11 protein-coding genes are annotated in these 19,771 nt (G+C 51.7%); 7 read left to right on the top strand and 4 right to left on the bottom strand.

The window, feature by feature from the left end; all coding sequences use genetic code 11:
• Nucleotides 1-311: 311 nt before the first annotated feature.
• The 4 genes from SH449x_RS05065 to SH449x_RS05080 are packed head-to-tail and all read left to right on the top strand — an operon-like array spanning nt 312 to nt 7,057.
• Entirely contained in the window at nt 312-1,802 is a 1,491-nt protein-coding gene (locus tag SH449x_RS05065) for a DUF3375 family protein (protein ID WP_482380237.1), read from the top strand.
• On the top strand, nt 1,799-2,533 hold the full coding sequence (locus SH449x_RS05070; protein WP_482380238.1) for a DUF4194 domain-containing protein: 735 nt from the start codon (nt 1,799-1,801) through the stop codon (nt 2,531-2,533). Before SH449x_RS05065 ends, SH449x_RS05070 begins: the two co-directional genes overlap by 4 nt.
• Complete coding sequence (locus SH449x_RS05075) at nt 2,533-5,874, top strand: ATP-binding protein (RefSeq protein WP_482380239.1); 3,342 nt, start codon at nt 2,533-2,535, stop codon at nt 5,872-5,874. The genes SH449x_RS05070 and SH449x_RS05075 overlap by 1 nt, the downstream gene beginning before the upstream one ends.
• Before the next feature lie 13 nt (nt 5,875-5,887).
• Complete coding sequence (locus SH449x_RS05080) at nt 5,888-7,057, top strand: Wadjet anti-phage system protein JetD domain-containing protein (RefSeq protein WP_482380240.1); 1,170 nt, start codon at nt 5,888-5,890, stop codon at nt 7,055-7,057.
• 294 nt (nt 7,058-7,351) lie between these two features.
• Here SH449x_RS05080 and SH449x_RS05085 read toward each other — a convergent pair whose 3' ends face one another.
• The 3 genes from SH449x_RS05085 to SH449x_RS05095 form a co-directional block, all read right to left on the bottom strand.
• Complete coding sequence (locus tag SH449x_RS05085) at nt 7,352-7,567, bottom strand: hypothetical protein (RefSeq protein WP_482380241.1); 216 nt, start codon at nt 7,565-7,567, stop codon at nt 7,352-7,354.
• Between the two features lie 325 nt (nt 7,568-7,892).
• Nucleotides 7,893-12,419, bottom strand: coding sequence for a PVC-type heme-binding CxxCH protein (locus SH449x_RS05090; RefSeq protein WP_482381808.1), 4,527 nt, complete (start codon nt 12,417-12,419; stop codon nt 7,893-7,895).
• Nucleotides 12,420-12,615: 196 nt separating this feature from the next.
• On the bottom strand, nt 12,616-13,704 hold the full coding sequence (locus tag SH449x_RS05095) for a Gfo/Idh/MocA family protein (protein ID WP_482381809.1): 1,089 nt from the start codon (nt 13,702-13,704) through the stop codon (nt 12,616-12,618).
• Nucleotides 13,705-13,954: 250 nt separating this feature from the next.
• Here SH449x_RS05095 and SH449x_RS05100 point away from each other — a divergent pair, with 250 nt between their 5' ends.
• The 3 genes from SH449x_RS05100 (at nt 13,955) to SH449x_RS05110 (ending at nt 18,041) form a co-directional block, all read left to right on the top strand.
• On the top strand, nt 13,955-15,154 hold the full coding sequence (locus SH449x_RS05100; RefSeq protein ID WP_482380242.1) for a XylR family transcriptional regulator: 1,200 nt from the start codon (nt 13,955-13,957) through the stop codon (nt 15,152-15,154).
• Nucleotides 15,155-15,606: 452 nt separating this feature from the next.
• On the top strand, nt 15,607-16,641 hold the full coding sequence (locus tag SH449x_RS05105) for a DUF1559 family PulG-like putative transporter (protein ID WP_482380243.1): 1,035 nt from the start codon (nt 15,607-15,609) through the stop codon (nt 16,639-16,641).
• A gap of 47 nt (nt 16,642-16,688) precedes the next feature.
• A complete protein-coding gene (locus SH449x_RS05110) occupies nt 16,689-18,041 on the top strand; it encodes a hypothetical protein (RefSeq protein ID WP_482380244.1) in 1,353 nt (450 codons plus the stop codon).
• A 133-nt stretch (nt 18,042-18,174) separates the two neighbouring features.
• Here SH449x_RS05110 and SH449x_RS05115 read toward each other — a convergent pair whose 3' ends face one another.
• Nucleotides 18,175-19,767 carry a TolC family protein gene (locus tag SH449x_RS05115; RefSeq protein WP_482380245.1) on the bottom strand — a complete coding sequence of 531 codons (1,593 nt, stop codon included), beginning with the start codon at nt 19,765-19,767 and terminating at the stop codon, nt 18,175-18,177.
• Nucleotides 19,768-19,771 lie beyond the last annotated feature (4 nt).

Here is a 19,771-nt window from a genome sequence, read left to right on the forward strand (position 1 = left end):
GAGTTCTAACGCGAGCAACGAATGGAAAGCGACCGGGTTGCTTCACGCCGAGAGACCATCAGAAGCGGAAGGCCGAAAGGCCTCCGGTCGGGCCCCAGCGTGCTCACCGCCCTTCAACACCGCCAGCGACTATTCCCTGCGCAGGGCCTCAATCCCGCCTAAAATTTCCACAGGCATGAGTGGAATTCGATGGGAAACCGCACAAAAATGCTGGAAATCTTTCAAAAACAACATTCTACAGTGCGGTTTCGATAAGATAATGGAGATCGTATCAGCACCGCCCCGCAGCACCCCAGAAAAAATGCCGTGCAATGTCACGAGAAATCGTCAACCGGTTTATCGCTCTTCGTCGCAATCACCCCGCTTGGTTATTGCTAGCCTCCGCAAAAGGGCCGCTCATTCTGGCTAGCTTGAAAGGTCTGATGGAGACCAATCCCAACGGAATCGAATTCGAGGAAGCGGTGGAACGATTGGCTCTCGTGTTCGCGGATCACGCCAACGATTCCGATTTTGACTTGGGGGACGATCATCCGCTAGCCGCTCGACGAGAACTGCGGCAGTGGATCAAACGGGGACTTATCGTCGAACGCAGCGGAAAAATCATGGCGACCGATGCGTTCCAGAAATCGCTGATGTTCCTTGATTCTCTCGAGGATCAAACAATGACCTCAACGGCCTCGCGACTCGCAACCGTTCAACGTGCTATCGAAATTTTAGAACTGCAGTTGAGCCGAAGCCAAGACGAAAGAATCCAATCACTTCAGACCCGCATCACACTCCTGGAACAAGAGCTTAAAGCGGTCCAAGAAGGTAAGTTTGAAATCCTCGATGGCATCAAAGCCGAAGAAGGAATTCGTGAGGTCTATCAACTAGCCATGAGCCTCCAAGCGGACTTTCGTCGCGTGGAGGATTCGTATCGTGAAGCCGATCGCGTGCTCCGACAACGCATCATTAGCGAGAACCAAAATCGGGGTGAGATCGTCGACGAGTTGCTCAATGGTCATGAGCAATTGGTGAAAACGATCGAGGGCCAAGTCTTCGAGAGCTTCCATGCCCAGTTGGTCAAGACCTCCGAGTTGCAAGAAATGAAAGCTCGAATAAGAAACATTTTAGAGAATATCAATTCGGAACGGGCTCTTGCTCGAAAGCAAAAGGCTGAACTCAGACAATTGGTTTCAAGATTGGTTCAGGAATCCGAGCGCGTCATTCAAGCTCGGGCCCGAAGCGAACGAGATGTGCGAGGTTTCTTGAAGTCGGGATTCGCAGACGAACAGATGCGCGTCGGTGCTTTGCTTCAAGAGATCTTTCAGAACTCCCTGGATCTCGATTGGCAATCTCAAAAGCTGCGACGTTCCCTGGGGCCTCTCCCTCCTATCGCGATCTCGCTCGCCAATCTTCCACTCATCGAGCGATTGCTTCCTAAACAAGTTGACGAGGAGAACGAGAGTTCGCTAGACCTGGATGTTGCCGAGACAGATCCTACGATGCTCGACGACGAGTTCTGGCGTGCCTACCATGCTCTGAATCGGCATGAGTTGTTCCAAAAAACTCTCGAGCACCTCTCTGCACGTTCCGAGCAACTCTCACTAGGGCAGCTTGCAGAAGCACTACCACCAACGCATGACCTAGAGACTCTAGCATTCTGGCTAGCCATGGCGCGACAAGCGGGCATACCTCTCGAAGAGGGCACGGAATCGATCGAACTGTCGAATGAAGAAAACGAACGTACTCGATTCCACGTACCTGCGGTCAAAGTAGACTATCCGACGGTAAAAGAACTACATGTGGAGAGCCTCGAGTGAGCAATATCTTTGATCAGTTCGCACAGGAAGCGACACACGAGGAATCGCGAAGCATTGCTCCTGCCTTTTCCTCTGAAGCATCGGATGCTGAATCCGCCACTCCCACTCCTGGCACTTCGGCCGATCTAAAGCTCTCGATACAAGAGCTCCTGCGTTACGGTTACCTGGAAGAAGCGAATCGGAACGATGTGTTTCGAAAAGTCATTGTGAACGCGCAAGCGATAGAGACCGCGCTCGAGCCGCTAGGTCTGTCTCTCCGAATCGATTCGCATCGTGGGGTCGCTTTCCTTGTGTTGGCACCAAATCCTCAGGGCACGCCAGAAGCATCGGAGGAGGAAGATTGGAGCCATCCGTTGGTCAGGAAACAACGTCTCACGCTCGAGCAGTCGCTGCTGCTGGCGATCTTGCGACAAGCCTTCGCAATGCATGAGCAAGAGTACGGCGTTGGGCAAGCGAATGCAAAAATAGCAATCGATGAATTGCTTCCTCTCTTTATGACTTACGTCGGAGATTCAGGAAGTGATGCAAAGAACGAAAACCGTCTCTTGCAACTCCTTGACCAATTAAAGACCCACGGTGTTGTCTCGGAAGTGGACAAGAAACAAGAAGTCACAATTCGACCGTTGATCGCACATCTTGCGAATCCGGAATCCCTTTCGGCACTATTGCGAGTGATCCAAGAGAAAAAGAACAACAATAATCCCGTCCAAGATGGCGAGGTTGAGGAATAATGCTTGATCGATCGCGTGAATCCGAACTAGACACCCAAAAACGCGGCCCAACCTCGAGGCAAGATCTGGATCTTGACGATATTAGTCTGGAGAATTCCGATCATTCGTACACGTTGAGCCAATTAGAGGTCTACAACTGGGGGCCTTTTCGAGGGCTGCACCGTGCAGATTTCGATCCAGCAGGAACAGCAATCATCGGTCCCACGGGTAGCGGCAAAACGACCTTGGTTGACGCCTTGATGACTCTGCTCGTGTCGCAACCTCGCTACAACCTTGCTTCCACCGGCGGTCATGAAAGTGATCGCACTCTGATCGAATACGTTCGTGGCGTTCTGGGTGGTGATGGTGCGGATGGGCGATCGGAAGTTGCTCGACCGGGCAAAACCATGAGCGGAGTCTGCGCCACGTATGTAGGTGGCGATCGGATCGTCAAGTTAGCAGGACTCTTTTGGACCGAGGGGACGGGTAACTCTGCCGAGGACCTTAAACGAAGATGGATTTTCTCGCTAGCACCCGATCAAACGTTAGAGAAATGGTTGAGGATGCTCCATGACGATGGCATTCGAGATCTGCTGAAAATGGGCCGAGAAACTGCCGACCTTCGGTTCTTCGACAGCAAGAAATCGTACTTGGAACGCATTCGCAAATTCTTTGATGTTAGCGAAAACGCATTCACACTCCTTAATCGCGCGGCAGGGCTAAAACAGCTCAATAGCATCGACGAAATTTTCCGTGAGCTCGTATTGGATGACCGATCCGCTTTTGATCGAGCGATTGAAGTCGCCAAGGAATTCGACAACCTATCAGAGATTCGAGCCGAACTGGAATTGGCGCAGAAGCAGCAAGAGTCGCTGCTTCCTGTTCAAGAAGAATTCAACAGACTTAGTAAGTCCAAGAAAGCAACCGAGGATTGTCGGGTACTCAGACGTGTGGTTCCCATCTGGTTCGCTGAGATTGGTGTTCGGAAATGGAGCGAAGAAGTTCAAAGGCTTGAGGGGGCAATCGCAACCTCCGAGAAAGCTGTAAGGGAAACGGAAGCCAAGATCGAAGTCATGGCAAGCCAAGTGGATTCCTTAAAAGATCGGTACTTTGAACTCGGTGGCAGCGTTATAGGCGAGCTAGAAAATACCATCGCAGTCCAAATAAAATTGGTCGACGAGCGACAAAAACATGCCCGGCAGTATCAGGCCATGGCGGACCATTTTCAATTGAACAACGAACTTTCTCAGACAGCACTCATCGCAAACCAAGCGATTCTTGCTGAACGACAAACAAAAGAGCAACAGCAGTACGATGCTTGCAGGGAGGCTACACTCGACTCGCTAGCCAAGCTGCGAATCCAAGAGGACCGAGTTCAACAGATCGAAGAGTCGCTTCGCAAAGTCAAAATGCGCCCCGGTTCCAACATACCACCTCATTTCCAGGACTTCCGATCGGATCTAGCATCCCAGATCGGCGTGCTGGAGTCCGATGTCCCGTTCCTTGCGGAGTTGATCGAGGTACAAGCGAACCAAGCCGATTGGCGTGGTGCCATTGAGCGAGCGATCGGTTCGGAACGGCTTCGTATCCTGGTTCCGGAAGAGTATATCAACGACGCCTTGCGTTGGGTCAACCATCGCGACAATCGGCTTCACGTAAGATTGCAATCAGCCGGCGTTCCTAAAAAAGGCATTACATTCTTCGATGATGGCTACGTGAAGAAGCTTAACTTCAAATCTCATGCGTTAGCATCTGCTGCAAAGGAAATGCTTTCCGAACGTGATCTCCATTGCGTCTCGTCCCCTGATGCGTTAAAGAAAACGGAACATGCCCTAACCAAAGAGGGAATGATATCGGGCCGAAGGGGAAAATTCGAGAAGCAAGATCAACGTCGACTTGAGCAAGATTGGATGACCGGGTTTGATAACAAAGATCAACTAGAGATGCTGGCCCGTCAATTGATCGATGCACGCCAGGAAGTAGACGGCGCCGAGATGTTGGCTCGCAAGAACGAGCAAGCGATGAAGCAGTCGGAGGATTTGCTGAAGATGCTTGAGGCTCTGCTCGCTCTCCAGTTTTCGACGATCGACTTGCCAAGTGCGGAATCCGATTTGCAGCGATCGCAAGAGCGATTGAAATCCCTCCTCGATCCGAAATCCGATGCGAGCCAGGCAAAAACGCGATACGAGAAGGAGAAGAAAATTCTCGAATCGCTCCGTCAAACATTGACTGAGCAGCGGACCGAGATCGGTGTCTTCGAAAGCAAACTGAGCGAAGCCCGACAGTTGCTAGTCATGGTACGCGAACGGCTTGGAACGGGCCTTAGCGAAGACGAAGCAGCTATAGCTAAGAAGCACTTAAATATCGATTTGGATTTGCCGCCAAAGAAACTCGATATGGAGGAGCGACGCATCTCGAAGGAGGTCGAGGAACAACTCAACAAGCAAATCGCACGTGATAGCGAGATCGAATTGCAATTGGTTCGCCGCATGGAGAATGCTAAACGAGTCGACACCGGTGCGCTCGTTGAGATCGGTTCTACCATCGACGATGTGCCTCATTATTTGGAGCGATTGCGAGTCCTTACCGAGGAAGCTTTACCGGAAAAGCGAACGAGGTTCCTGGAATACCTCAATCGTTCATCGGATCAAGGAGTAACGCAATTGCTGGCTAGCATCGACGAAGAGGTCGATGCTATCGAGCAACGGATCGCAGAGTTGAATCAAACGTTGGTCAAAGTCGATTTCCGTTCGGGCCGATATCTACAGTTGCAACCGGTTAGAATGAAGGATGAGAGATTGCGGGCTATCAATATCGCGATGCAAAAAGTTCGGAGTGCGGCTTTAAAAGATGACGGTGGCGAAAGTCACTACAAAGCCTTGCGAGAGATGGTCAACATTCTCAGAGATGCGGGAGAGAATCGAAGATTGCAAGGCTCTCGGGCTTTGCTGGACCCCCGATTTCGATTGCAATTTTTCGTTGTGGAGGTGGATCGCAAAACGGGTGATCGCTCTCCGCCTCGCACCGGTTCGCAAAGCGGGAGCGGTGGAGAAAAGGAACTCATGGCAAGTCATATTTTGACAGCCTCCTTAAGCTACGCGCTTTGCCCACCCGCTGCGACTCGGCCGTTGTATGGTACTGTTATTCTCGACGAAGCCTTTTCCAAGAGTTCACCATCTGCGGCGAGCCGCATCATTGAGGCATTACGCATCTTTAGTTTGCACCCCATCTTTGTAACTCCCAACAAGGAAATCAGCTTGCTCAAACAGCATACGCGCAAAGTCATCTGCGTTCAGCGACCTGGGAAGGAAGCTAGTTTGGCATCTATCTCATGGGAAAAGCTCGAAGCACTCGCGCGGTGAGACGGACGGCAGCATGTTAAAGTCCCCGGCAGATCTGAGAGTTGTGCTGCGAAGGCAATGGGAGAACGCGAACTATCGCGAGGCTCGTTTGCTCGGCACGCAAGGCGCTTGGCCCATTTCTCTATCGATAGGTCGTCCAACGTCCCGAATGGTACGGGATGATTTGGACACTGTGAAACGACACATCGAGGCTTGGAGAAAGGTCTCTATTGGCGAAGTGATCACAGAACAGATCCCTTATCGTATTGCAGCCGAGCCGATTTCGATTCCCATAGCTTGGCAGTTGTCCAAACCGTCGGAATGGATCGAAGCCACAGGTGACAGATTGATTCGTAGCGAGTTCGAAACCCTTGGACGCATTGTCCAGGGGGCGAATCCGATGTTTCATTCGTTGCTTTTGCGTAAGAGATCCCTTTGGTCGGGACGCTCTATCGATGAGGTGATCGTAGCGACCAAGATGGCCATGCGATTGGAGCCAGGATGTGCGGAGGGAAGGCCACTGAGGACATTTACTATTGAGGGGATTGATACCAAGTTTTTCGAGCGGAATGCATCGTTAATTACTGCACTGCTCGATGTTCGATACGAAGGCGAAGTGAGTCAACTCGGGCTTGGAACCTTTTTGAACGCCTTTCAAGAGGGAGAGCATTGGTTATTGATGGTCGATTTGGATGGCGGCTTGTTGCCTTTTCAGAAGATGAGGGTCCGTTCATCGGAATTGCGAGAGCGACAGGTTGCTGGTAGCCGATTGATTCTGATTGAGAACGAATCGTGCCAGCATCACTTGCCGCCCGTTACGGACGCCATTGCTATTCTCGGAACCGGTTTCGATTTGACTTGGACCGATGCATCATGGTTGGCAGAAAAGCAAGTTGCCTATTGGGGAGATATCGACACATGGGGATTGCAATTCTTAGCTAAGGCACGAACAGCCATCCCGCATTTGGAGCCGTTGATGATGACAGAACAGGTCTTTGATCAATACCAATCGTCGGCCGTTTGCGAACCCGTGATTGCTGGATCACAGATCCCCGAGGGGCTCTTGCCCAACGAAGCAAAACTTTACGCGAAGCTTTTGGAATCGGAACGCGGCCGCCTGGAACAAGAGTTCCTACCGATAGACCATGTCCAGCAGGCCATTGCAGCTTGGACACTCACGTCCGATGCCTCTCACATGTTCTAGGGTATCGTTGAAACAAATTGAAGCGATACCAATCAATAATTGGCAAACGTTTTATTCGATTCTGGCAACTGACCGACGGAGCGGTCAGCGACAATGTCGCGGATCGCTCCGCCGATCCGACTCTCCGTATCCCAGTTATCCCAACAACTATTTCAGCCACCACGCCGTGAAAGGATACCCTGAATCATCGACATCGAGAGACAGTACTGGATTCTGCCAAGCGACCAAAAGCCGCCGCATCTCCAAGATTTCGACCTGCAACCTGGGCGTTATTTCTTTACACGCATTCAACTATCAATTCGTTGGTTCCAGTTGTTCGATCTTGCTCATTGTGACCAAAGGGTAGACATGATGCCGGTATTTTCCATCATCACATTTCACTAAGACAACGGCACTCATCGAGCTAACCAACACCATTTCACGATGCAGAATATCGACCTTATTACCGCTATTCATCGTAATCCGAATCGGCCCCCGCCGAATCCACTCGTTTAGCTCTTCTCGATCCATAGCACCTCCCAAAGCTTTTACCGAACCCAGCCTATTATAGTCTCTTAGCTTAAAATCCGAAGTCTTTGCGCTCGTTGATCCAGGGCTATTCAGTTTCGAAGAATGCTAGTGGACTTCGCCATAATGCCAGATGACAAGGATTGGAATTGCAGGATTACTCAATGATTTTGACAATAGGTCAGTCGGCCATTCGTAGGCCCGTTTGAAGATCGCATCCTATCGTTCTCTCGACTGTCCGCTGATGGAGAACGAAAAAGGCCGCAACAGCATGGAGCTTGTCACGGCCTGAATTCACTTTGGAGCTTGTTGTTCCAACGAACGAATACTACTCCGTCGTCTGAATCGTAATGGCCATCACAATCGGTGCCGTTACGTCGTTACCCTTGATCAACTCTAGCTTCTCAAGCGGTTCTCGCGACTTTGGAATAATCGACAGATACCGTAGCTGGCGTCCGCCCAAGTTAAACGCAAACTCGCTCTTGGGGACATCCACGCGGTTGATGTAATCCGCAAAGTGGACACCGTTAAGCAATTCGTGATCCTCTGTCTGACCGTTCTCGTAAGTCAAACGAACAATCATCGACTTGGTGCCGACTTCAGCAGCAGGGTGCCCCCATCCAGCGACGCCACTTAGCATGTGAATCGCAACGGCAGACGTTCGGCATGGCAGCTCCACTTGCTTCGGCATCTTCGGTGCCTTAATTCCATACGGACCGTAGAGCATGATCGCGTTTGGCTTAGTGCTTCCTTGAGGATCGACCAACGTGAATGGAATGTCCTTAAACTTCTTCTCGCTCCAATCGCGGAAAACTAGTCGCTCGGACCGTCCCTCATCATCAAAGAACATGCCCTTTGTCGTGATCGAGGTTGCAACGGTGTCAATCGCCAGCGGTACATACTTGCCCTTGCTGGTAAGGAACTCCAGCAAGTCTCTCATTTCAACCTTGGTCATCTGATTCTCGAACCCTTCGGGCATCAAGCTCTTCTGGGAGGCGACCAACTGATCGATGTCCTCTCGCAAGACGACCTCTTTCTTTCCCTGAGAATTGATAATCTCAAGCGCCGTCTGGCTTTCCCCTGCCAGCATGCCTGTCACGATGAGGTCATCAACGGTGCGAATACTGTAGGTTCTGAAGTTTCCTTCGACGCTTCGGCTCGGATCAAGAATGTGAATCAGGAGTTCCTCTTTAGGGTGAACTGCCATGCCGGTCAAGTTTGGACCGATTTGAACACCGACAGTCCCGTGCACATGGCACAAGGCACAGTGCTTAACGTACATGGCTTTACCGTTCTCAAACTCACCCACTTCATGAGTGATATCCATCCAAGCGTCAACGACCTTTTGGCGGTCGGCATTCATAGCCAAGCCTTTGGATTTTAGCAACTCATTGGCACGCTTTTGAATCGTGGCAGATGGATGGTCCCTAAGGGCCTGCTTTTGATCGAGCTGGAAATCATTCCATGTCAACTCTCCGCCTTCGATTAAATCCAACAGTTCAACTGTTGTTTGAGGCCGAGCCAACAAAGCGCGGATCGCATTGCGACGAAACTCGGGTGGCATGTTCTTGCTCTTGTCAACAAGCTTCTTACCCAAGCCTTCGATACGAGCGGCACCGACACTTTGTAGGACCCCATCGTAAAGCTCAGGGCTGCTTTGGGCCGACAACTGCTCGACCAATTGATCTACCAATGCTGGATTGTCCGACTGTAGAACCATCGCTTGCTTAGCTGCCGCGACGCGGGCCGCTACGGTGCGCTCCGAATCGGTCGCTGCATCCGCGAGTTCCGATACGATCCTCGACAAAGCCTCGGTGACTTCCTTGATGCCTGCATTGTTTGCCACCATCAAAACTTGGCTCTTCACGTCGACTGGTACATCCGATCCCAACCAAACCTCGGTGATCTTTTCGCCCAGCCCCGCAGGTGCTTTGAAGTCGTAGTCTCGCGGCCACCCCTTTGCGATACCAGCCACGATGGAGCTAGCCACTTCAATTTGGGCGGGCTTTTGACCTAGCAATGCGAACGACTCGGGAGACATGCGTGATCTCGATGCATGTTCAGCCACGATGGCGATTCGCTTCAAGGATTCGTCTGCTTGACGCTCCTTGGTCTCGAGCAACTTTGGTAAGACGGCTTCCCAATGGGAACTCGCCGCACTTGTCCATGCATCGAGCAACCACGAGTCAACCTTGTTGGTACCAGGGAGCGTAGCCACAAGGGTAGGATTAGCAAGGGAATCCGCAATTAGGGGATCTATCACCTTGCTATCCGAGACCTTTAGCAGAGCTGCCAAGCGAACTTGAGCATCCACATCAGCCAAAAGATTTGCACTAGCCATCACCTGCGTGGTTGCAAGCGAGTCGTCCGCGGTTTGAATACCATTGCGTCGAACCGCTGGGCTCGGGTGAGCCAGAACGGTGGCAGCCGGCACGGTGGCTCCAATACCCTTCATCACCCAAAGGGCGTGAATCGCACCAACGTTCAAACCAACCGAGTCAATCGACTGATCTGCCAATAGATCCGCGAGGGCAGCCATCGTGTCTCCGGAGAGCTTGCCCTTTTCGATCAACAAACGTTGAGCCGTCTTACGCCACAAAAAGTTGGGGTGCTCTAGAGCTGCAACGAGTTGCAACTCGTTCGCAGGGTCCAGGCCCGAGGCAACCATTCGGTTAGCTTCTTCCAATTTCTCCTTGGCTAAGCCATCGTTTCCTTCATATACAACTCGATAGATTCTCGCATGCTTCTTATCTCGCAGCTCGCTTTCGTACGCATTGCCCTTACCGGTCTTGAAACCTTGCGGTGTTGGATTGTGCTGAATAATGAAGTTGTACCAATCGATGACCCAAACGTTTCCATCGGGGCCTACCTCTGCCATGATCGGCGAAGCCCATTCGTCAACACTTGCAAGCAAGTTGAATGGACTGGTGCTCTTATAGCCTGCACCATCACGACTCAGAACGAACGAGCCCACCAAGTGGCCGGTCGGTTCGCACACGAACGCCAAGCGATTCCACCAATCCCGAGGGTAGTTTCGGGCCGTGTACAAAGCGTGTCCCGCTCCTGCGGTATAGCCATCAAAGAAGTCCACTTGTCGGACCTTGGGAGTGATAGCTTGGAACTTAAAGGTATCCGCGATCGGTCCCAGCACTTGAGCCGACCAACCATTGACTCGTTCGTAATAACGATTCGCGATTGGCATGAAATTGCTCGGGTTGCCGTTCGCCGTCGAACCGAAAATGAGTCCCTCTTCGCTGATTCCTATCCCCCAGGTATTGTTGTTGGTCGAACGAACAAACTCCAGCTTGGTCACGCGGATGCTGTGCTCGTCAAAATCCTTCGACTTCTTGAGAGTATTCACACCATTCTTCATCTCGAACACCGGCGCGTTGTCGTCTGATGCTCCCGCTTCGACGGCAAATCGCCAGAAGCCTTGGCTGAATCCTTGGTGTCGCTCGCCGTTGAACATTGGACGAGAACGGTTGTAGCCTTGCATACCCCAGATCCAATTATCCAGGCCATACTTGAAGTTGCTAACGCCACCGTGGGTATCACCCATCGCCCAACCGGTGATCAACTCTTGACGGAAATCTGCGACATCGTCTCCATCGGTGTCCTTTAGAAAGACCGTCGTGGTACCATCTTGAACAATGACTCCACCACGATAACAAACGATAGCAGTCGGAATACTCAAGCCAGATGCAAAGACGGTAAACTTGTCGGCTACACCATCACCGTTCGTGTCTTCGCAGATACGGATTCGATCCCGTCCTTGACCGACGGGTTGCAGTTCGTTGGGGTAATCGATCGTTTCACATAGATAGAGACGACCTCGATGATCCCAGGTCATAGCCATTGCTTTGCCCGCCAAACCTGCGAACGAAGAACGCTCGGATCCACCAAGGGAATCGTCTTCGCTAGCCCACAGCTTCAATGAGAATTCGACCGGAGTGGAGTAACGCTTAACCGAATCGACGGCTAGTAAAGGATTTTGCATCTCGCTAAGGATTTTGCCGTCCTCTGACCGCTGCCCTCCGCGATAGTTTGGGATGGCATCACCGACATTAGTGAATGTGAACGGAGGCAGGTCCTTGGCGATCTCGGTCATATTAGGAACAGAGAACAGACTCTCGTCCTTGAACGGCGCAACCTTGTCAAGCGGCTTCTTGGCGGCCCATCGGATCCCGCGTTCCAGTAGATTCACGAACCCCTTTTGCCCCCAGGTATCCATATTGTGTCCCCAGGCGGTGTAGAACACTCGGCCTTCACCTTGGGTGCGAATCCAAGTCCACGGTTCTTCAGTAGTTCCTGGAGCAAGCTTACCTTGACGCCGAGCCTCGAGAACCGTCCTGCCTTCGGGGTTGTGTTTGTGGTGAATGTAGGTCTCGTCCCAGCTTTCGAAGCCTTCAAAGCCCTTCATGAGTTCATGATCTGGTGCTACGATCGCGGTGCGGAATCGTTCGCCACCGTGCTCCTTGAACTGCCCCCCGGTGAGAGCGATGAGCTTCGGTGAGTTCAAAAAACAATACGAGGCGCAGTGAACGGGGACGTAAGCTCCCCCGTTTTCGACATACTCCAACAGTGCAGCCTCTTGTTCTGGAGTAACGTTGTTGATGTTAGCGTAGACCATCAAGGCGTCGAATTGTGTTAGTCGATCCTTAGACAGAGACTCAGCAACATTTTCGGTATACTCGATTGCAATCCCGTTCTTAGACAAAGGTTCGCGGATTGCTCGATAGAAGTCGGAGGGACGATGATGCCCATTGTCACCCAACAACAAAACCTTGATCGGTTCCTCAGCCTGCAAATTCGTGCCTAGCGGAACACTGAAGAAAGCGACCAATAACGCGAACATCGCGCCAAAGGCCCCTATCGGATTACCTGACCGGACACCCGTGAGGCGGGTAGAGTTTGTCTGACTCATAGATTGGTTTACCATGGAAAATAAGGGTGGGATGGTACTCGGCTCGAGGGGCAGTAGCTCCGAACAAGCTGCTGCTTTTGGGTTGTACACAAGTCTACTCTAATAAACCGGCGTATTACTTATAGTTTCACTCTAGAGTAAAGGCTGGCAATTTTACAACCTGACCGCCTGCCACAGCGCTTTCATGTGCACAAAGACCAACGCACGTCCAGTTTGCACTGGTAACCGCATTGGGCCACGGATCGCGATCCTCGACCAAGGCACTTACAAACTCGTGGACCATGTGTGGGTGAGAACCTCCGTGCCCCCCACCCTGGATAAAGGATAGGTGGTCGGCGTCTTGGATGGATTGCGTAAACGGGCGAATCGGTTCGGGCAATAAGTGGGCATAGTCCGGAACCTCGACCTCGGAAGCGATCTCGTGCTCAGGCAGCTTAGCGGTGTGCAAGATGTGTTTCTTTCCCTCAACCAATGACCACTCAAAGCTCTTCTTGGTCCCGTACACATCGAAACTTTCTCGATACTGTCTAGCGGTGTCGAACAAGAACCGCCAGATGTGTGCAGAAATATCCGAGTCTTTGATTTTGATGTGGCAAGTTTCCACGGCGAATCGATTGCCTGATTTCTTGGCAAGATCATCCCGGATCGAGCCAGAACCGAAGCAAGAAACGTACTCTGCACGCCCATTAACCAAACCGAGAACTGGTGACACGACGTGGGTCGCATAATGCATCGGGATCATTCGCTCCCAATACTCAGGCCAACCGTCCATATCTTGCGGGTGACTGGCTGACATGTACTGGATTTTGCCCAGATCGCCACGTTCGTAGAGTTCTTTAATAAAAAGAAATTCCCGGCTGTAGACAACCGTTTCCGCCATCATGTACTTCTTGCCGGTGTCCGCCACCATTTGGCAGATCTTGTCGCATTCCTCAATGGTGGTCGCCATGGGGACGGTGCACATCACGTGCTTGCCTGCTTGCAAAGCCCGCATGCTCATCCAAGCATGGTCAGGGATGGGAGAGTTAATTTGCACAAAGTCCACCTCTGGATCTTCGAGCACTTTATCGAATTCTTGGTACCGTTTCGCAATGCCGAACCTATCGCCAACCTCGTTGAGATCGCGTTCGTTGCGTCGGCAAATCGCGATTACATTCGCATTAGGGTGACGCTGGTATATAGGAATAAACTCGGCACCGAAACCGAGCCCGACCATGGCGACATTAACTTTCTTAGACACAACAACAAATCCTAGAACGGTAAGGAAGGAACGGGGAGGGAACCGGCCCCTGGCATACGGCACAGGAACACCCTTGGCGAGCCATGCAACACTTTTAGTGAGCCTCCACAATCCACTAGGCACCCAACAAATGTCACGAACTCGCCATTAACCGTGTTTAAATAATGGATGAAAGCGATGACAAAGGCTATGATAAAATGCGCAAAAAAATTGAGGTATTTTACAAATGGCCAAAAAACGAAGAACGGTAGCCCTTTTAATCGAGACATCGAACGCCTACGCGCGCGGAATTCTGGAGGGAATCGTAGAGTACCAGAGGACGAGAGACCAGTGGTCGATTTTCCTTCCAGAACTGGAACGAGGAGCTAGGCCGCCGAGCTGGCTTTCTCGATGGAAAGGGGATGGAGTGATCGCCCGCATCGAAACGGAGGAGATCGCGAAAGCCGTTTCCGGCCTGAGGGTTCCCACTATCGATGTCAGCGCAGCGCGGAGAGTGCCTCGGATTCCGTGGGTCGAAACAAACGATATCAAGGTTGCGGATTTGGCATTCGAGCACCTACGGGAAAAAGGCTTCAGACATTTCGCCTACTGTGGTCCTCAGGGATTTAACTGGGCTCTATGGCGAGGTGAACAATTCGAGCGACGCTGCCAGGAGCAAGGACTCGATTGCGCAACTCATTGGACGGAGTTTCAAGCTAGGAGTCAATTCCTCGGATCTCCTTCCAAAAAATCGCCGGAGTCACCACTGGACCATTGGCTTATGGGACTGCCGAAGCCAACGGGTGTGTTCTGTGCGTTTGACATCCAAGCCCAAATTGTTCTTGATCATTGCCGCAACCTAGGAATCCAAGTCCCCGAGCAACTGGCAGTGGTCGGGGTTGATAATGATTCGATCGTTTGCAATTTAGCCCACCCCTCCATTACCAGCGTCATCCCCGATTCCAGAGGTGCTGGCCAATGGGCAGCGAAACTGTTGGATGAGTGGATGGAGCAGAGTCCCAACCGCACCACCGATGGACCACCGGAAGCGATGCAGGATTCCGTGCTCCTCGAGCCGTTAGGAGTCGAAGCACGCCAGTCGACCGACGTGACCGCGGTTGCTAATCCTGAGATTGCGGCTGCCATTCGGTTTATCCGCGAACACGCTTGCGATGGCATCGATGTGAGCCACGTTCTCGAGCAGAATCCGCTTTCGCGACGCAAGCTTGAGTATCAATTTTTAGAAGCGACCGGAATCACTCCGCACGAAATGATCACTCGGGTTCGGATGGAAAAGGTCCGGCAATTATTGCAAGACACCGAACTATCTCTTGAACAAATCGCCGATCGGTGCGGCTTTGAACATCCCGAATACATGAACGTGGTCTTCAAACGGCGCTACAAAATCACCCCGGGGAAATTCCGCAAGCAACAAAGCATTGGATAGTTACATGCCGACTGTGAGCGACAACTCGCGTGTTCGTAGTGGCCAAGGCGACAAGGCCAGCCCCCATAACACGATTCTGATTCTGCTCACCACTCATAACGAACAGCCGGTCACCTTCGATCCGCACGGATTTTCTGGACCTTACCAAGTTTCGCATCAAAAGCGCTCGCGAGATAAATTGCTTGCTTCGAGAGGCAGATGGCCGTGCAAGCTCTTGGAAGTTGCCGACACTTAGAGACCTTGAAAGTCCCTTTGCCGACGAAAACTTGCGAAAAATGGGTGCACAGCACAGCCCCCCGCTACTGGATGAGCCCTAATCCCGATTGCTTTTGCAATTGTTTTGCAAAAAACAGAACAAGCATCTTGACTTTAGTAGGTTTTTGCAATTCAATTGCAGAGTGTCCCGATTTCAGATATTCCGTTTGCATGGATTACCAATTTTAGGAGTAACAATGAAAAGCTACTTGGTCCGGCGCAAAGCATTCACTTTGGTGGAGCTCTTGGTTGTCATTGCGATTATAGGCATTTTGGTTGGATTGCTTCTGCCTGCCGTACAAGCTGCGAGAGAAGCAGCTCGAAGGATGTCTTGCTCGAATAACGTCAAGCAGCTCAGTCTCGCGACGCTTAACTACGAGTCGGCATACAGACGGCTGCCGGGGCTGATGGGATCGAGTACCTATTCTGTTCATGCAAGATTACTGCCTTTCGTGGAGCAGGGGAACATGAACAACCTTCTCGACTACTCTAGCCCACTATTGCTGGGGCCAGCTTGGATGGCGCGATTCGATATCCGCCTTATGGGGCCGGTTTCGACCCCACTGCCCATGATGCTTTGTCCAAGCGATGGAGAATCACCTCTGTTTCCTGTTGTCTTTTCCGATGGTACCCAGGGAATGTCGGCAGGTACCAATTACCACTTCAGTATCGGAAGCGGTCGCGATACCCATTATGACGATCGCTTTCCAACGGACGGTATGATTTGGGAACGATCCTTTGCATCATTAGCTCGTTGCACAGATGGAACCAGCAACACCGTCCTTCTATCCGAGGGGCTCCTCGGTAATAAGCAAACGCAAACCGTAATGCCGGATCGACAAGCACTTCGCCGAATGAGCGCTAATTGGGGCGGCACGACCAGCAATCCGAACGGCCCTGGCTTCATGAAGGGCGGTCTCATTGCTAATCCCGATCTAACCACGATCGTCCCGGCAGAAATCGTCAGCTATACAGGTACGCGGGGGCAAAGCTGGATTCGCGGCGTTCCTTTTGCGACGATCACTAATGGCTACATGACTCCAAATCACCCATTGCCAGATGTCGCGATGCACGGGCGAGGTTTTTATTCGACTCGCAGCAATCACACTGGGGGAGTCCAAGTCGGCTTCCTAGATGGGTCGGTGCGATTCGTATCCAACAACGTTGATACGATTGCATACCAGAACACGTTTTCAGCGAACGGCGGGGAACCGCTTGTTATCGCTGATTAATTACCTCCGTTTCGTGAACCTTTTTCTCAATCATACAACGTGATCTAATGAAAACGAGCATCAAATTTCTAAGCCCAATACTATTGGCATTGATTGGGTTGAACACGACCACAGCACTATCGCAAGATAAACCTGCACGAACCATGTTTCGCCTGTTCTGGCAAGACAATGAGGCGAACAAGCTCATGTGGGGAGACGTTAAGCGATCTGATGCAGGATGGACAATCGACGCACAATCTGTTCCTGGCTTTCCGAGTCTAGATGCAGAGCGACAAAGCCTCGTTCAGTCGCAACCGATCGACGGCGTTATCGTGGTGGGAGTACGCGACGACGATTCCGGAAATTTCCAGAGCGGTTGGGTCGCGATCGAATCCGGTGTGACTGTCGAGGATCACGGTGATCACTCCCATTGGTACTACAAGGAGGCCCCCAAGGTCTTGGCCTCTCGACTGGATGACCAACAGGGTAACCCAGCTCACGTCTATCTGTACGATGAGCAAGTTGTCTTGGCCAACGACTCCAAGAACGGCTTCACGATTCTCACCAAGGATCAGCTCAAGTCGGGTAATGCTAACGCGGCTGGTACCTTTTTCTCCGGTGGTGGCAGCCACATCACCTTGGCAGCTCATGCGAAGCAGGTTGTTTACTCAACATGGGTCGATCGAGAAGGAGACAACATGGGCAGAATCGATGTGGTAAACATCGACTCCTCGCGAACCAATCCAGGTTACTCCTGCAAGCTGCCTGTGGGTGGTCTTCATGGAGCAACTGCCGCTGCCGGCCGCGTCTTCTTTGCCCCGAGCGACGGCGTCTACAGCTTGAAAGCTGACACAGCATTGCAGAATCCCCCTACAGATTCAGACTGGGAGCACATCTCCTTGGGGACCGATTCAGCGACCGGGCGACCTAATCGAACGGGAGCGTTTGCAAACCTCGACTCATGGGTGCTGTTCACCTACGGCTCGGGCGATGATGCGAAGATCGGCATGTTGGATGCATCCAAGCCGAAATTGAACTTGGTTAGTCTTGAGCTACCTGCTGGCGATGGCTTGAGCTTGGTCACGCCGACTGTCTTTCAAGCGAACGATGGACGCAAACTAGCGTTGGTTCCGCACGATCGCAAGCAGAGCGACAATCAAGAAAAGGTCTCCGTCATCGACCTGGATCCCAACAAGGACTCTGACTTTTCCGACGCAAAAGTGATCGGTTCGTTTAAGGTAGGTCCTAGCCAGATCGACGGTCACTCAGGACACCATGACATCTCGATTACGCCGAACAAACGCTTAGCATGCATCACCAATTCTGGGGATGGGTCGATCTGGATTGTTTCTCTAAATGATCTTTCGATCCAAGCAAAGCTAAACGTCGGTGGCTCACCTGCTCGAGCGATCGCTCAGTAGTAAACGTTATGGATAGGCCTGTCCCCCGACTCTCAACCAATAATGGCTGAGGCAAGAGATAGGTATGATATCGGCACCAAAGTCCATCGGCTTTGGTGCGTCTTACTCAGCCCCGAACTTTGCAGATTCTCAACTAGCGGGCGATGATCAGTTCTGCTTGATCCAATGGATCTAGGCCTAGTGTCGCTTGCATCGCTGCGAGCGATATGAAATACATACGCTCAGCTTCTAGCAATTTGAGTTCGCTGTCTGCGACTTTGGATTCTTGCTCTAGCAAAAGAATGAACTGAAAATCCCCTTCTTGAAACGCCTTTTCAAGATACTCAAGTAACTGACGGCTCGATTTAAGGAGCGATTCACTGGCTTTGACGTTTGCATAAGCGAGTTCCACGTTGTTTCTTGCTTGATTGAGTTCTGAGAACACTTTGTTTCTAAAGAACTCCTGCTTTTGAGCCAATTGCGATAGCTTTCCGTTCAAGCTCTCGATTTTACCGAAAGCTTTGTTTCGCTGAATTGGGACCCCACCAACAATACCCGCTTCGAGTTCGAAGCGACCTTTTTCGTTGATGGGGGTAAGCCTCGGGCCAACATCCTGAGATCCCTGCAACGTTACGTCAACTTGCGGCAAAGTCTGGTTTCGCGCCAGTTCCAAATCCCAACGTGTTTGCTGGATGTCGAAATTAATGAGTGCCAACTCAGGTCTGGTATTGAACGCGTTGCTTAATGCTTGATCGAGTCGTTCCATTTCAATGTCGACGACTTCGGGGAAACGACGAGGCAACCACTCAGGAGGTGGGACGATCGGTTGTCCCTGCTCATCCCGAAGGAATAGGGATAACTTAAACGCGGCATCTCTGAACTTAATGACCGAGTAATTGTAGCGTATTTGGCGTTCAAAGATTTGAACGTTGTTGGCTTCCAGAAACACCAAGGTACCGACCCCTAGGGCTAACTCCTGTCGAATCAGGTTGTCTCTTTTCAGGGCGAGATCGAGCAACTCCTTCAATACCAACATCGCATTCCCCTGCTCGACCCAATCCCAATAAGCAAATGCTGCATCTCGTGAAGCAACGAGAATTTGGAATTGCACTTCAGGGCCAACTGCTTGACGACGCAGGTTCGCCTGGAACAACTCGACTCTTTGCGGATCTATGGCGCGGCCTTGCAACAATGGCTGCTGGAGAGCAACTTTAAATTCGCCCCCTTCGTTCGTCTCACGCTCTTTGTACCAAGGCTCGAAGGTACCACGACCGTTGCGATATCCTGCCCCTACGTAGCCACCGTACCATGTTTGCCTAGCGACACCAATCCCGTTTCTGTAGGTATCATAGAACCCGACAGGCTGATTCAACGAGTAGTACTCGATTTTTGTATCGTAAGCACCGATCGCGGATTGAATCTCACCTCGAGCAACTAGCTCCTGGAGCCTCGCGATTTCCACTAATGGGAATGCTCTGTACAACGAGGCCACGATATCAGCAAGCTGTAGCACCTCGGTAGGATCACTAGGCTGCCCGAGACGCATGTCGGGAGCCTGTCTAACCGTCGATTGGGGCCCCAACCCCATCGGGCCTGTAGGATTGGTCGATGTCGCAGTAGGGTCTGCTGGCTCTGCCAATACACTCTCTGGTAAGCCTGAGCCTGGATTAGGCTGGCGAGGTGACGGGATAGTTGGCGGAATGGACGAATCTTGGGCCTGGACGGTGCTAGGGACCGTCCAAGACAACGAA

Origin of the sequence: Brakhagea baltica (genome assembly GCF_052161605.1) — a bacterium.
Lineage (GTDB): Bacteria > Planctomycetota > Planctomycetia > Pirellulales > Pirellulaceae > JBKCUI01.